Source organism: Marinibium conchae (genome assembly GCF_015595035.1).
Taxonomy (GTDB): Bacteria; Pseudomonadota; Gammaproteobacteria; order Enterobacterales; family Alteromonadaceae; genus Glaciecola.
Genome location: NZ_JADNRN010000003.1, coordinates 682,522 through 697,883 on the forward strand (window position 1 = coordinate 682,522; position 15,362 = coordinate 697,883).

A 15,362-nucleotide genomic window follows, 5' to 3' on the forward strand; every position below is an offset into this window, starting at 1 on the left:
GCAACAACCAATATCTAATCGCTCCCCGCATCTGTGGGGTGAGTACTAGAGCCTCTCGTCGTACCTTTAGGTTTATCATAAAAGGGCTCATCAATATGAATTATTTTGTCCAATGCATATTGTCTTAGTATATTTGAATCAAACTCAATCTTTGAACCAAAACATATTTTTGCAATTTGCATTCTTAGTTGTCGATAATCAAAGTCAGTATGCTCAAACCTAGTGTAAAAAGATTTAGCGTTACAGTGCGCAGCATAAAGCAAAGGTAGTGCTTTATAACGGCCTAGCTTTAATTGCTCTAACACGGTATCTACTTCAGTGAGCTCAAAGTAGTCTTTATTAGAGTATTGTTCGTTCAATAGTCTAGTGCTTTTAATCAATCTGGCATCAATGCCGAATCTGTCAACTAAGCTGCTTATCATTCCTTTAACCATAACACCCCGCATAACGGGCAAGTTTATGGGCGGACGCTTTGAGCGAAGCGAAGGCCGTACGTAAATTTGTCCCAGCGACCGAAGGGAGTGCGTTTATGCGATTGTTAGGTTGCTTGATGTTTTTGCGGTTTTGATTAAACAATCCATGTCTCCTTGCGTTAACCATTTAGGTAAAACAATACTCGTTTTAGGCTGAGACAACAACTGATGGTTGGCAGCAAGAATCAAACATTATGCGCTCGCGAACACGAAAATTAGTTTCTGACAGAAAGATGAAGGTGACTCTTGAAAGAACGAGCAATTAAATAGCTCAACAATGCGTTGAAATTATAAATTCCAACTGATTAACACTAAGTTAAAGATAGCCAAACAAGTAGCCAGTGACACAACCCCTGCCGATTGTTTGTTATGTCCTATAGTTTTAAATCGCTTTATTTCAATTAGTGAAGCAATCGCAATAAAAAACACAGCCAAACCGATAAGAATAAAAGTCACCGTTTGATTATTCTGATAAAAAGGAATTGGCACTAACATTGGTCCTGTTGGGTTTTCTGCAAAAGGCTTGAAAAAAGGCCTAATAATATCAGTTAATATTCTACCGCCATTATTTTGCCGATATGAATAATCACCAAACAGCGTAAAAAGGAGCCCAGCAAGTAATAAAACAAGACTTAAAACCCTACTCATAACACCAAATTAAGCGGCGTTGCCCGCTCTTGGCAATGTCCGCTTGAATTTTTTTGTTAGGCGTATTTATTCTAACTACCATTGAATTTGGACTCTTGTTGAATCACATAGTATTTTGTATTCAATTTTTCTACCGATGATAAATCCTCGAATTGCTGAAGTAACAAATACCATTCATTAGTATATTCGTCTACATAATAAGAGTGCTGCATATTTGCAAAAGAGATTTTGCTGTCGTCATATTTACCATGTAAAACTTCAAGAACATCAGCTTCATAAACAAACCATGTGCGCATCACTATGCAATCATTATCGGGGCATGACGTAGTAGAGTACTCAGTGTAGGCAACATCCTTTACTTTTACTACAAGCAACATTTGGTCTTGCGATACTTCAAATTTATTAACAATTGTCTGGTCAGGGCCATTATAACCATGGCTACAACCAGTTAAGAAAGCGAAAATCACTAAAAAAGGAAGAGCTTTCACCATACGCCTAACACCCGCTTAAGCGGTAAAAATTGCTCTTCATTTTTATCCGCTTGAAGCGTTTGTTATATATCATGTTTTACCCCTGAGCTGTGCCAAATAACTGAGCTCCAGTTACTGTCTGAAATAGTAAATACAAGCATGATTTCTTTAGTGGTAATGTAATTCGGAGCGTTTAACTTCCTAAAAACAACCCGTGAATACACAGGCTCGTCAAATGACTTTAGATCTTCAGTTGGACACATTTTACTATCAAGTTCTACGATCAAAGAATACCATCTAGAATCTGCAAATATACTTAACTTATCTCGCCATGCTTCAAAAGCATCGTCTAAAAATAACGAATGCACATACTCTGTTAATCTATTTTCTAATTCGTCCAATGACTAAACTACCTCGATGGCTGACAATGATATATAACGCCCCTTATTGGCTTGTTATAGCTCTCGTTTCCACGGTAGATCTTTTGCTACTTTTACACCCTGATAATTACAGTTTATAAAAAATTCAAATTCCACGTCTTTGCCTTTAACTTGTACGCTACCAACAACCTCGTTGCAATCGTTGGTAAATTTAACGTACCTAAGAACATTGTTAATTTGTACTTTAGTGCCTTTAGGTAAAAGGGCTAATTGTTTTCCATTTGTACAACAATCTGATTGGCGCGCAAGCGTATTTTTAACAAAACTATAATTGTGTTCGTTGCTCTCAAATAAAGCCATATCTTCCGTAAGATAAAAACTACCGGCAACATGTTCAGGATAATATTGAGACATGTTTTCAGTTTTTGCTGTACACGCTGTAGTTAGCATGATTGATAACAAAACGAGAATTTTACGCATACTTTCCTTGAGAGCTATAACACCCTACATAACGGGCAGATTTATGTGCGGACGCTTTGAGCGAAGCGAAGGCCGTACGTAAATTTGTCCCAGCGACCGTAGGGAGTGCGTTGATGTATTTGTTAGCACACGTTGATGCCACTCGATGTTGATAGGACAAAACACACTCCTTTGCGATGCTTGAATTTTGTTTTGATGTTGAAAAGATACGCGATTTACTATGAAACAACAACTGATGTTGACTGGCGTGAATCAAACATTATGCGCTCGCGAACACGAAAATAAGTGTCTGACAGAAAGATGAGAGTGACTCTTGAAAGAACGAGCTTGCGACAATGTGTCGCGACGGACTTCATTGTTTGATGGCGCGAATAAACAACGGATGCTCGCGAACATGAAACACAAGGTCTGACAAACTACGCAAGTAACAAGGAAAAAGCAGGAGCTTGTGAATAAGCTAATGAGACAACGACCAAACAAAAGTGCGCTCGCGACCCTAGAATCAAAGTACTAACGAAGAAAGACGAAAAGACATTTGGGTCTGTTGCATTTAACTTGCACTAGTGATTTTGACTTGTTTTGAATTTAACTGAAATCCAGTTTGCTTTTTAACACGCTAACACCCCGCATAACGGGCAAGTTTAAGTGTGGACGCTTTGAGCGAAGCGAAGGCCGCACTTAAAGTTGTCCCAGCGACCGAAGGGAGTGTGTTGATGCGATTGTTATGTTGTTTCGGTTTGATGCGATTTTGATAAAACATTCCATGTTTCCTTGCGTTAACGATTTAAGTAAAACAATACTCGTTTGAATCTGATTCATCAACTGATGGTTAGTAGCGTGAACCAAACATTATGCGCTCGCGAACCCGAAAAAAACTCATTAAAAACTGATGAGAGTGACTCTTGAAAGAAAGAGCTTTCTCCATAGTCGTTTGTTATGTGTCGCACTTAAAGCTTCCATCTTCTTCCATTTCAAAATAAATTCTAGAGTTGTATTCCTTGATGTAAAGTAATGCGATAGCGGAGAACTTTCTATACTCGTAGGAAATTGTATAATTCGGTGAATAACCGGCTCCATCAATCAACCTAACATTTGACAACACCTGCTCTCTATTTGCTGACAACTTACGCCAATCTGGACAAAAACTTTCATATACTGGAACAGAATAACGGTGATGAAGCTTAAAAGCGTAAAAACGTATATCGCCGCTCTTAATAGCATTCATCGCATCCTCGTTTGGGTTTGCATCATTTAGCCACCCTAGCATTGCTCTAGCTTCTTTTGCTTTTGCATCGAAAGGCTCGGGACGATTACATCCAGTGAAAACTAGCAAAATGAATATAAAAACTACAAACCTAAAAGAACTAATAACTCAAACTCCCCTTACACATAACACCCTACATAACGGGCAGATTTATGTGCGGCTGCTTTGAGCGAAGCGAAGGCCGTACGTAAATTTGTCCCAGCGACCGAAGGGAGTGCGTTGATGTATTTGTTAGCACACGTTGATGCCACTCGATGTTGATAGGACAAAACACACTCCGTTGCGATGTTTGAATTTTGTTTTGATGTTGAAAAGATACTCGGTTTCGTCTGAAACAACAACTGATGTTGACCAGCGGGAATCAAACATTATGCGCTCGCGAACTCGAAAATAAGTTTCTGACAGAAAGATGAGGGTACCTCTTGAAAGAACGAGCTTGCGCCAATGTGTCGCGACGGACGTCATTGTTTGATGGCGCGAATAAACAACGGATGCTCGCGAACATGAAACACAAGGTCTGACAAACTACGCAAGTAACAAGGAAAAAGCAGGAGCTTGTGAAGAAGCTAATGAGACAACGACCAAACAAAAGTATGCTCGCGACCCTAGAATCAAAATACTAACGAAGAAAGACGAAGAGGCACTTGGGTCTGTTGCATTCAACTTATACTAGTGATTTTGACTTGTTTTGAATTTAACTGAAATCCAGTTTGCTTTTTAGCACGCTAACACCCCGCATAACGGGCATGAAAACCGCAGGTTTTTATGTCCTGCGCGAGCGTAGCGAGGTTAATGCGATTGTTATGTTGTTTCAGTTTATTGCGATTTTCATAAAACATTCCATGTTTCCTTGCGTTAACCGTTTAGGTAAAACAATACTCGTTTGATGTTGATACTGCAATCGATGGTTGGGAGCGGGGAACAAACATTATGCGCTCGCGAACCCGAAATAAAGTTTCTGACAGAAAGATGAAGGTTACTCTTGAAAGAAAGAGCTATAAAAAGTACCAAATAGAAACATTGAAAAAACTATCACTCCAATTCATCATATGATGACTCTGGCCCACTTGCCTTCAAAGATAGTGAAATGAATACATCACCTTTTTTGGATATTAGTTTCCAATTATCGAATTGATCTAAGTGGTTATCAGAGTATCGTTTTAATAGATTTACCATCTCAACAAACTCTTCTTCGTTTAGCGGTTTTGTATCAAACATAGATTAAATTACCTGCTCCACATAACACCCCGCATAACGGGCAAGTTTAAGTGTGGACGCTTTGAGCGAAGCGAAAGCCGCACTTAAAGTAGTCCCAGCGAACGAAGTGAGTGCGTTTATGCGATTGTTATGTTGCTTCGGTTTATTGCTATTTTGATAAAACATTCCATGTTTCCCTGCGTTAACCATTTAGGTAAAACAATACTCGTTTGATGTTGATACTGCAATCGATGGTTGGCAGCGGGGACCAAACCTTCTGCGCTCGCGAACCCGAAATTAGTTTATTAAAAACCTTTTAGGGTGGCTCCTGAAAGAACGAGCTTGCGCCATAGTCGTTTGCTATTTACCATCTGAAGACCATACTAAACTTGTCGGCATGCCCGCGAATATTCGATATCTTTCGGGTTCATTGGAATCACCGTCTCCCGATATTCGTTCCGTGTCTGCAAGCCAATAGTGAAAACCAAATAACACTCGCTTATGTTTACTTTTCCAGCCACTTACAACCAATCGAATGACCTCAAACTCTTGGTTTTCAAAACAGCTAATATGGAAAACACCATCTATATCTTTCATCTTATCCCTTGGGCATATTGCTATTTTGTTTCCAACAATTACTGCGTCTCCGTTAGCCTTAAACGATATTCCAAACTCATCGTTTGGCTTTAATGTGCGATAAGCATTGTCATCTAACCACTCACCATACAAATCACCAAAAGTTATGGACTCTGAAGCATTTACAGTAGAAACCACAGTTAAAGACAATAAAAAAGTAAGAATTTTCATCGGTTACTCCATGTCACATAACACCCCGCATAACGGGCAAGTTTAAGTTCGGGCGCTTTGAGCGAAGCGAAGGCCGCACTTAAAGTTGTCCCAGCGACCGTAGGGAGTGTGTTGATGCGATTGTTATGCTGTTTCGGTTTGCTGAGGTTTTGATAAAACATTCCATGTCTCCTTGCGATATCCATTTAGGTAAAACAATACTCGTTTTGCGCTGAGACAACAACATATGGCTATTAGCGTGGACCAAACATTATGCGCTCGCGAACCCGAAAATAAGTTTCTGACAGAAAGATGAGAGTGACTCTTGAAAGAAAGAGCTTACGCCATAGTCGATTGCTATCCATCGTTTTCTTGCGCCCTCTCTTCTCGGTAGGTATCAAGTGCGTACATGAGAAGGATAACAAAGCATGCTCCGATGGTTTGATATTTATTACTGATGTAGCTTTGATATATCTGAACACCAGCAAACAGCACAAAGCAAAAACTTGCCAACTTTTCACTAGTATTTAATAAAGCAAGATTGTGTTTCGATAGTGTCTCTTTAAATGCTGAATAAGCACCTTTTACTTTAAGTGAAACAACCTTTATCAATAAGGCCAGAAAGGCAACTCCGACTAATAAAGAGGTAGTCGCAATAGAGAAAGCGATATGCGAAAGAGCATAAACCATTAATAACAGCACCAAAACTATTACTGCAATAGAGAAACAAGCTTTTATGAATTCATTTCTAGTCACCCAAAACTCCAAAAATCAAACATAACACCCCGCATAACGGGCAGATTTATGGGCGGACGCTTTGAGCGAAGCGAAGGCCGCACTTAAAGGTGTCCCAGCGACCGTAGGGAGTGCGTTTATGCGATTGTTATGTTGCCCGATGTTTTTGCGGTTTTGATAAAACAATCCATGTCTCCTTTCGTTAACCATTTAAGTAAAACAATACTCGTTTTACGCTGAGACAACAACTTATGGTCAGTAGCGTGGACCAAACATTATGCGCTCGCGAACCCGAAAATAACCCATTAAAAACAGATGAGAGGGAGTTTTGAAAGAAGGAGCTTGCATTGCAGTCATTAATAACTATGGTTAGTTATCGTCTTGCTTTAATAGGTGTTTTTTAAACCTTCTTGCACGCCATAATTCTCGTATTGTAGTAAAAATTAGTACACCAGAAATTATTGCAACAATACCGCTAAATAAAGCATGGTCGCCGCCAATTCCAGTCAGAGAGCCAAGAAAAGTAGATAATATAAAAAATAAGAACAGCCAGTTATTTGATTTTGCCTCCTCATTAACATAATAAAGGTCTACCAATGAGGAACCACCACTCCTTTTACTCCGTCTCATTCTAAAAAATCCACATAACAACTTATTACCCGAGCAAATTCTCGGAAGCGTGTTTGAATTAATTCCCTGAAATATGCACTGTATTTTTTCATATTTTGCCCAAATTCACCTCTGCACCACACTTACAGATATAGTAATGATTATTTCCTTATTATGCTCACTGTACCAAAGTACGGAATTTTTACAAAGTATTGCTCTTTCCAGGCAAAAAGGTTTTACTGTATGCTTAAACAGTAACACTTTGCAGTAAAGGACTATTGCATGAATAATCAATTTTTATCATTTGTTGAAGAACAAATGTATCTTCGTCGCTATGCGAAACGCTCTATCCAAACTTATCTGAAATGGATAAATAGCTATATCCGATTCCATGGTGGCCAGCATCCTGCCACGCTATTTGACAAAGATGTTGAACATTTTTTATCACATTTAGTTTCTCAAAAGCACGTTGCTGCCAATACTCAAGCAATTGCGCTTAATGCTATTAACTTTTTGTACAAGGAAATAGTCAAGCGACCGCTTTCGCCCGATCTACGCTTTGCCAAAAGCAATCGACAACAAAAATTACCTACTGTACTAACTGTTAGTGAAATTGGATTATTGTTTAAAGCTATAAATGCGAATTATAAGCTTCCAGCTGCGCTTTTATATGGAAGCGGCTTGCGCCTTATGGAATGTGTAAGGCTGCGAACTCACGATATCGACTTTGATTTTAAAAATATTCGGGTATGGAATGGTAAAGGCGGTAAACATCGGGTAGTGACCTTATCAGATGAATTACTCAGCCCTTTACGCTCTCAAATTCAGTTTGTTAATCACTATTTATCACTTGATCGCAGCAATCCTGATTTCGGAGGGGTGTTTATGCCCCACGGATTGCGAAACAAATCACCGAATGCATGTTTTACTGTTGGCTGGCAATATCTCTTTCCTTCTAAAACTCTCTCAATCGACCCAGAATCGAAATTAAAGCGCAGACATCATATTGACGAGTCCAGTTTGAGAAAAGCGATTGCGAGCGCTCAGAGAGCAGCTAAAATAGATAAGAGAGTAGGGCCACATACTCTGAGGCATTCATTTGCCACTCATTTGTTACAAAATGGTGCTGATATTCGAACGGTCCAAGACCAACTGGGGCATGCAGATATAAGAACCACCCAAATCTATACGCATATTTTACAACGAGGCGGAAACGCTGTCGTAAGTCCGCTTAAAAACATTTTTTAGTATTGTGTTGTAATTGGCAAGCCCATTTAATCTCGCCTACATCAGTAAAAGTACTTGTTCCACATGAAACAAAAAACCCAGCAATTGCTGGGTTTTTATCTTTTCGTGAACTAACTTACTTGCGCAGTTTTTGAATCAATCTTAACTGAGCAATTGCCTCGGCAAGCTCAATAGCTGCTTCGGCATAATCAAAGTCGGCACCACCTTGTGAGATGGTTTCTTCAGCATGCCTTTTGGCTTCTTCCGCTGCAGCTTCGTCCAAATCTTCGGCGCGAAGTGCAGTATCAGCAAGAACAGTTACTGTGTGTGGCTGTACTTCTAAAATACCGCCAGCAACATAAATTAACTCTTCTTCACCATGCTGTTTAACAACTCGAACCATGCCAGGTTGTAAGCCAGTAATCAAAGGAGCATGACCAGGGTATATACCCAACTCACCTTCGCTACCTGTGACTTGGACTGTTTCAACGAGACCAGAGAAAATCTCTGTTTCAGCGCTTACCACATCCAAATGTACTGTCATTGCCATGGGGCCTCCTAGTAGGCAGCTTTCGCTGCACTATAAGTATTAATCTGCGAATTACTTCTTAGATTTTTCAAGTGCTTCGTCAATAGAACCAACCATGTAGAAAGCTTGCTCTGGAAGGCTATCATACTCACCGTCCAAAATGCCTTTAAAGCCACTAATGGTGTCTTTCAAAGAAACATACTTACCAGGAGAGCCTGTAAATACCTCTGCTACGAAGAAAGGCTGTGACAAGAAGCGCTGTATTTTACGAGCACGTGATACTACTTGTCTGTCTTCTTCAGAAAGCTCATCCATACCTAGAATGGCAATGATGTCTTTTAGTTCTTTGTAGCGCTGTAGTACTGACTGAACACCACGAGCAACGTCATAATGCTCTTGACCAATTACTAATGGGTCAAGCTGACGAGACGTTGAATCTAGTGGATCAACCGCTGGGTAAATACCTAAAGAAGCAATGTCACGTGACAATACAACAGTTGCATCCAAGTGAGCAAAGGTCGTAGCTGGTGATGGATCTGTCAAGTCATCCGCAGGTACATATACCGCTTGGATTGACGTGATTGAGCCTGTCTTAGTTGAGGTAATACGCTCTTGTAGTACACCCATTTCTTCAGCAAGAGTCGGCTGATAACCAACCGCTGATGGCATACGACCAAGTAGTGCAGATACTTCAGTACCAGCAAGCGTGTAACGGTAGATATTATCTACGAAGAAAAGTACGTCACGACCTTCGTCACGGAACTTCTCAGCCATAGTCAAACCTGTCAAAGCAACACGTAAACGGTTACCAGGAGGCTCATTCATCTGACCGTAAACAAGCGATACTTTATCAAGTACGTTTGATTCGTTCATTTCATGATAGAAATCGTTACCCTCACGAGTACGCTCACCAACACCTGCGAATACTGAGTAGCCGCTGTGCTCGATGGCGATGTTACGGATAAGCTCCATCATGTTTACTGTTTTACCAACACCGGCACCACCAAACAAACCTACTTTACCACCCTTAGCGAATGGGCAAACAAGGTCGATTACTTTGATACCAGTTTCTAGTAGTTCTACAGAACTTGATTGGTCTTCATAGCTTGGCGCTTCACGGTGAATAGACATTTTCTCTTCTTCACCGATAGGGCCTGCTTCGTCGATTGGGTTACCCAAAACATCCATGATACGACCCAAAGTAGCTGTACCAACAGGTACTTGGATTGCTTCACCGGTATTTTCTACCGCAAGATTACGACGTAAGCCATCTGTAGTACCCAAAGCAATTGAACGTACTACGCCGCCACCCAATTGTTGTTGTACTTCTAGAGTTAAGCCTGCTAAGTCACCTTCGGTCACTTTTAGTGCGTCATACACTCTTGGAACTGAATCCTGTGGAAATTCAATATCCACAACAGCACCAATAATTTGGACGACCTTACCTTGACTCATAATTTGTCCTCTTAAACTTTAAAATTCTTTGCCTATACCGCAGCTGCACCGCCAACAATTTCACTTATTTCTTGTGTAATTGCTGCTTGGCGCGCTTTGTTGTATACAAGTTGTAGATCGTCTATCAGGTTTCCTGCATTGTCTGTTGCAGCTTTCATCGCTACCATTCTAGCAGCTTGCTCTGAAGCCACATTTTCAACAACACCCTGATAAACTTGAGATTCGATATATCGAGCCATTACTCTTTCCAAAATAAGCTTTGGATCGCCCTCGTATATGTAATCCCAGCTATGTTTACGCTCTTCAGTCTCTGATTTAGGCAAAGGTAACAATTGATTGATGACCGGTTCTTGCGTCATCGTATTTACAAACTTATTAAAAACCAAATAAATCTTATCAATCTTTGCTTCTTCGTAAGCTTGTAACATCACGCTAACTAGACCAATTACATCTTGAGCAGAGGGCTTGTCGCCCATGCCAGATTCCGCTGCCATTACGTTTCCGCCAAATCGCCCAAAAAAGGCACACGCTTTAGAACCTAAAGCGGCAAAGTGTACGTTGACACCTTGTTCTTGCTCTTTTTTGATTTGACGAGTAACTAACTTGAATTCGTTTGTATTCAAGCCGCCACATAAACCTCTGTCAGTAGATACAACGATGTAACCTACGTTCTTTACAGGACGTTCTTCCAGATAAGGATGACGGTACTCCAAAGAACCGCTTGCCATATTACCAATCACTTTTAGCATATTTTGTGCATACGGACGGCCAGAGGCCATACGGTCTTGCGCCTTCTTCATTTTCGAAGCGGCAACCATTTCCATAGCACTGGTAATTTTTTGAGTATTTTTGATACTCCCAATCTTACCTTTTATCTCTTTTCCGCTAGCCATGACACTCTCTCCAATTACTAAACGATTTGCCCCAACAAGCTAAGCACGTTGAGGCAGATTGATTACCAAGTCTGGGTTGCTTTAAACGTATCAAACGCTTCTTTCAACTGTGACTCGATATCATCGTTGTAGTTACCAGTTTCATTGATTGTGTTCATGAGCTCGGTTTTTTCATTGTTCATGTACGAATGAAGAGCCGCTTCGAAATCCAGAACTTTATTAAGTTCAATGTCTTTCAAATAGCCTTTTTCAGCCGAGAACAAGGAAACAGCGGTTTCCGCTACCGATAACGGTGCGTACTGGTTCTGTTTCATAAGCTCCATTACACGCTCACCGTGCTCTAGCTGCTCACGCGTTGCATCATCTAGGTCGGATGCAAACTGAGAAAACGCTGCTAATTCACGATATTGTGCAAGTGCTAGACGAATACCACCGCCTAACTTTTTAACAATCTTAGTTTGTGCAGCACCACCAACACGAGATACAGAAATACCGGCATTAACCGCTGGGCGTATGCCCGCGTTAAACAAATCACTCTCTAGGAAGATTTGACCATCGGTAATTGAGATAACGTTTGTTGGTACGAAAGCTGATACGTCGCCTGCTTGTGTTTCAATGATTGGCAGTGCAGTTAATGAACCTGTTTTACCTTTCACTTCACCATTGGTGTATTTCTCAACATAAATGTTGTTTACACGAGCAGCACGCTCTAGCAATCTTGAGTGCAAATAGAAAACGTCACCTGGATAAGCTTCACGACCTGGAGGACGTTTCAATAGTAGTGATACCTGACGGTATGCTACAGCTTGTTTTGACAAGTCATCGTATACGATAAGTGCATCTTCACCGCGGTCACGGAAGTATTCACCCATTGTACAACCTGAGTAAGGTGCTAGGTATTGAAGTGCAGCAGATTCAGAAGCAGATGCAGCAACGATGATGGTGTGACCCATCGCTCCGTGCTCTTCTAACTTTCGAACCACGTTAGCAATAGTCGATGCTTTCTGACCGATTGCTACGTAAACACATTTAATGCCTGTGCCTTTCTGGTTGATGATGGCATCAATCGCAAGGGCTGTTTTACCTGTTTGACGGTCACCAATTACCAACTCACGCTGGCCACGACCGATTGGGATCATAGCGTCAACTGACTTATAACCCGTTTGTACTGGTTGATCTACCGATTGACGTTCAATTACGCCCGGTGCAATTTTTTCAACTGGTTCAAAACCGGCTGCTTCAACTGCGCCTTTACCATCGATAGGCTCACCTAGCGTGTTTACAACACGACCAAGCAGGCCTGGGCCTACTGGTACTTCTAGAATACGACCAGTTGATTGTACTTTCATGCCTTCTTGAAGGTCGGCATAAGGACCCATTACAACAGCACCAACTGAATCTCGTTCGAGGTTCAATGCGATGGCGTAACGGCTTCCAGGAAGCTCGATCATTTCACCTTGCATTACATCGGCTAGGCCGTGTATGCGAATAATACCGTCGGTCACACCAACGATAGTTCCTTCATTTCGAGCTTCACTTACTACGTCAAACTGTTCAATTCTTTTCTTGATCAGTTCTGCAATTTCAGTGGAATTAAGTTGCATGCTCTTTATCCCCGTTATGCTTGTAACGCGTCTGAAAGACGGTTCAATTTAGAATTTACGGAACCATCTATCACTGTATCGCCGGCCTTTATAATGACACCTGCGACCAATGTTGGATCCACGCTACAAATAAGCTTCACTTTACGTGCTAATCGTTTTTCTAGCGCCGCACTCATTGCTACCTTTTGATCTTCGGAAAGTGACGTAGCTGATGTAACATCAACATTCACTTCTTTGTCATAGTCTGATTTTAATTCATCAAACAGAATAGATATGTGTGGGATTACTGCCAAACGACTATTTTCAGCCAAAACACTTATAAAGTTTTGACCATGAGTATTTAGTTGATCTGCACAGACTTTGTTAAACAAATCGGCAAGATATTCGGGCGACATTGCGCTCGTGAGTATATCTTTCATTGTTTCATTGTTAGTAACTTCTGACGCAAAGGCTAACATTTGCTGCCAATTGGCAATATCGCCTTGCTCAACCGCGAAATCAAATGCTGCTTTTGCATAAGGGCGAGCGACAGTGGTCAATTCAGACATGGCTCAGTCCCCTTACAGTTCAGCGACAAGTTTTTCAACAATGTCATTTTGTGCTTGAGCATCAATTTCACGTTCAAGAATTCTCGACGCGCCGGTTACTGCAAGAACAGCAACTTGTTTGCGTAGATCTTCTTTCACACGATTTCGCTCAGCTTCGATTTCAGCATAGCCTTGAGAGATAATTTTCTCTCTCTCTTCATTGCCGCGCTGCGTTTCTTGATCAACAAGTTGCGTAGCTCTGCGTTTGGCTTGCTCAATAATCTCAGCAGCTTGTGCTTTTGCTTCTCTTAACTGCTCAGTCGCTTTCGCCTGTGCAAGTTCGAGATCTTTTTCACCTCGTTTTGAAGCTTCAAGCCCGTCTGCGATCGTCTTTTGGCGCTCTTCTATTGCGGCCATTAATGGAGGCCAAACGTATTTCATACAAAAGAGTACAAAGACCGTAAAGGCAATTAATTGACCAATTAGAGTGGCATTCATGTTCATAAACCGCTCCTCCTCATTATTTCGCTTTCAAAAATACGTGACTAAATTAAATTGCGAATAATAGGTAGAACGAGATACCAACACCGATCATAGCGATAGCATCGATAAGACCCGCTACGATAAACATTTTTGTTTGTAGCTGTGGACCTAACTCTGGTTGACGAGCAGTGGACTCTAGGAACTTACCACCTAGCATACCGAAACCTAGAGCGGTTCCGAGTGCACCTAAACCAAGGATAATTGCAACTGCGATGTATAACATGTGTTTCTCCGATAGTTATTTAAAGTTAAAAATTAGAACTAGTGATCTTGACTCGCCAAACTCAAATAAACGATGGTAAGAGTCATAAATAAAAACGCCTGTAAGGGAAGTACCAACAAGTGGAAAACAGCCCATGCAAAATGTAACGGTAGCTGGAATAAACCAACCGTTGCAATAAGAATAAAGATTAGCTCACTTGCGTACAGGTTGCCGAATAAACGCAAAGCTAAAGAGAAAGGACGAGCAATTAAGGTTACTGTCTCTAATATAAAGTTGGCCGGAATGAACGCTGGGTGATTGAAAGGCTGCATAGTGAGCTCTTTGGTAAAACCAGTAATACCCTTCATTTTTATAGCGTAGCCGATCATGAGGATAAACACACCAATAGCTAGTGCGGCTGTTAGATTGAGGTCGGTTGTTGGTACAGATTTGATATAAACGTCATGTGGATCCATGCCAAATGCATGTTCGCCTATTAAGGCTGCTATGCGTGGCAGAACATCAACTGGTACTAAGTCCATAAAGTTCATTAACAACACCCATACAAAAATAGTGAGTGCTAGGGGAGCAATTAATGAGCTTTTTCCGTGGTAGGTGCTTTTAACGTTTGTATCTACGAAATCAACTACGATCTCAACGAGTGCCTGTAACTTCCCTGGCACACCCGTCGTTGCTTTTTTGCCAACGCTTCTAAAGATAGCGAGAAACAAAATACCTAACCCTATAGACCATGCCATAGTGTCAATGTGAATAGTCCAAAAACCAGCATCAGCACATGCTTTGTTGAAGGCAATACCAGATTCAGTATTACACATCTTCGCATTTGTTAAATGGTGTTGGATATAGTCTGCAGTAGAATATTCAGAAGCCATTGATAAACCCAAATTGTTTAAATTAAAAATTGTTTCAGTGTACCGTTTAAGTATTACTACGACATGTGTCGTAGTCGGAACATAGCAAGCCATTGACTTGCGATTGTCAAAACATAAGCGCCGAAGAATGGAAGAGGCGCTGCATTTAGCTGAGAAAATGCAATGACAAAAAATAACGTAGTTAAAGCAAGCTTTATTTTTAAGCCTTGACTAAAACTTTGCACAACCAAGTGACTTTTGGTCGCACCCGCATATCGAAATGACCAATATGCAAAAAAACTATGAGGTATGATGAAAGATAGCGAGCCAATTATTACAGCAATAGTATGTTCTGGTTTTATAAACAAAACGATCACTATTAACGCAAGTGATGACAAACATTGCGCAATAATCCCTTTTTTGGCTAATTCTTTTCCGTTATTGGCCAAATTCACAGGCATTATACTT

At 40.9% G+C, this 15,362-nt stretch carries 19 protein-coding genes; 1 reads left to right on the plus strand and 18 read right to left on the minus strand.

Translation table 11 applies throughout. The features are described 5' to 3' along the window. Nucleotides 1–14: 14 nt before the first annotated feature. The 9 genes from ISG33_RS14560 to ISG33_RS14600 form a co-directional block, all read right to left on the minus strand. Nucleotides 15–422, minus strand: a complete 408-nt coding sequence (locus ISG33_RS14560; RefSeq protein ID WP_195734323.1) for a DUF6559 family protein — start codon at nt 420–422, stop codon at nt 15–17. A 339-nt stretch (nt 423–761) separates the two neighbouring features. After that, complete coding sequence (locus ISG33_RS14565; protein ID WP_195734324.1) at nt 762–1,121, minus strand: hypothetical protein; 360 nt, start codon at nt 1,119–1,121, stop codon at nt 762–764. Nucleotides 1,122–1,192: 71 nt separating this feature from the next. After that, complete coding sequence (locus tag ISG33_RS14570) at nt 1,193–1,612, minus strand: hypothetical protein (protein WP_195734325.1); 420 nt, start codon at nt 1,610–1,612, stop codon at nt 1,193–1,195. A gap of 62 nt (nt 1,613–1,674) precedes the next feature. After that, on the minus strand, nt 1,675–1,959 hold the full coding sequence (locus ISG33_RS14575) for a hypothetical protein (protein ID WP_195734326.1): 285 nt from the start codon (nt 1,957–1,959) through the stop codon (nt 1,675–1,677). A gap of 87 nt (nt 1,960–2,046) precedes the next feature. Next, complete coding sequence (locus tag ISG33_RS14580; protein ID WP_195734327.1) at nt 2,047–2,451, minus strand: hypothetical protein; 405 nt, start codon at nt 2,449–2,451, stop codon at nt 2,047–2,049. A gap of 934 nt (nt 2,452–3,385) precedes the next feature. After that, a complete protein-coding gene (locus ISG33_RS14585) occupies nt 3,386–3,718 on the minus strand; it encodes a hypothetical protein (RefSeq protein WP_195734328.1) in 333 nt (110 codons plus the stop codon). A 1,029-nt stretch (nt 3,719–4,747) separates the two neighbouring features. Next, nucleotides 4,748–4,933: a hypothetical protein gene (locus ISG33_RS14590; RefSeq protein ID WP_195734329.1), complete on the minus strand. Its 186-nt coding sequence runs from the start codon at nt 4,931–4,933 to the stop codon at nt 4,748–4,750. A 339-nt stretch (nt 4,934–5,272) separates the two neighbouring features. Continuing rightward, nucleotides 5,273–5,719: a hypothetical protein gene (locus ISG33_RS14595; protein WP_195734330.1), complete on the minus strand. Its 447-nt coding sequence runs from the start codon at nt 5,717–5,719 to the stop codon at nt 5,273–5,275. A gap of 336 nt (nt 5,720–6,055) precedes the next feature. Beyond that, on the minus strand, nt 6,056–6,454 hold the full coding sequence (locus ISG33_RS14600; RefSeq protein WP_195734331.1) for a hypothetical protein: 399 nt from the start codon (nt 6,452–6,454) through the stop codon (nt 6,056–6,058). Between the two features lie 870 nt (nt 6,455–7,324). Here ISG33_RS14600 and ISG33_RS14605 point away from each other — a divergent pair. After that, nucleotides 7,325–8,290 carry an integron integrase gene (locus ISG33_RS14605; protein ID WP_195734332.1) on the plus strand — a complete coding sequence of 322 codons (966 nt, stop codon included), beginning with the start codon at nt 7,325–7,327 and terminating at the stop codon, nt 8,288–8,290. 115 nt (nt 8,291–8,405) lie between these two features. Here ISG33_RS14605 and ISG33_RS14610 read toward each other — a convergent pair whose 3' ends face one another. The 9 genes from ISG33_RS14610 to ISG33_RS14650 form a co-directional block, all read right to left on the minus strand. Next, the gene (locus ISG33_RS14610) at nt 8,406–8,819 is read right to left on the minus strand and encodes a F0F1 ATP synthase subunit epsilon (protein ID WP_195734333.1); all 414 of its coding nucleotides are present in this window, start codon (nt 8,817–8,819) and stop codon (nt 8,406–8,408) included. Between the two features lie 51 nt (nt 8,820–8,870). Beyond that, nucleotides 8,871–10,253 (minus strand): F0F1 ATP synthase subunit beta, encoded by a 1,383-nt coding sequence (gene atpD, locus ISG33_RS14615; RefSeq protein WP_195734334.1) that lies wholly within the window; start codon nt 10,251–10,253, stop codon nt 8,871–8,873. A gap of 32 nt (nt 10,254–10,285) precedes the next feature. Further along, a complete protein-coding gene (atpG, locus tag ISG33_RS14620; protein WP_195734335.1) occupies nt 10,286–11,146 on the minus strand; it encodes a F0F1 ATP synthase subunit gamma in 861 nt (286 codons plus the stop codon). 62 nt (nt 11,147–11,208) lie between these two features. Then, nucleotides 11,209–12,750: a F0F1 ATP synthase subunit alpha gene (gene atpA, locus ISG33_RS14625; RefSeq protein WP_195734336.1), complete on the minus strand. Its 1,542-nt coding sequence runs from the start codon at nt 12,748–12,750 to the stop codon at nt 11,209–11,211. Nucleotides 12,751–12,764: 14 nt separating this feature from the next. Continuing rightward, nucleotides 12,765–13,298 carry a F0F1 ATP synthase subunit delta gene (gene atpH / locus ISG33_RS14630; protein ID WP_195734337.1) on the minus strand — a complete coding sequence of 178 codons (534 nt, stop codon included), beginning with the start codon at nt 13,296–13,298 and terminating at the stop codon, nt 12,765–12,767. Between the two features lie 12 nt (nt 13,299–13,310). Further along, a complete protein-coding gene (gene atpF / locus ISG33_RS14635) occupies nt 13,311–13,781 on the minus strand; it encodes a F0F1 ATP synthase subunit B (RefSeq protein ID WP_195734338.1) in 471 nt (156 codons plus the stop codon). A 46-nt stretch (nt 13,782–13,827) separates the two neighbouring features. Beyond that, on the minus strand, nt 13,828–14,043 hold the full coding sequence (gene atpE, locus ISG33_RS14640; RefSeq protein ID WP_195734339.1) for a F0F1 ATP synthase subunit C: 216 nt from the start codon (nt 14,041–14,043) through the stop codon (nt 13,828–13,830). A 38-nt stretch (nt 14,044–14,081) separates the two neighbouring features. Next, nucleotides 14,082–14,915, minus strand: coding sequence for a F0F1 ATP synthase subunit A (gene atpB, locus ISG33_RS14645; protein ID WP_195734340.1), 834 nt, complete (start codon nt 14,913–14,915; stop codon nt 14,082–14,084). A gap of 56 nt (nt 14,916–14,971) precedes the next feature. Then, nucleotides 14,972–15,355, minus strand: a complete 384-nt coding sequence (locus tag ISG33_RS14650) for an ATP synthase subunit I (RefSeq protein WP_195734341.1) — start codon at nt 15,353–15,355, stop codon at nt 14,972–14,974. Nucleotides 15,356–15,362: the final 7 nt, after the last annotated feature.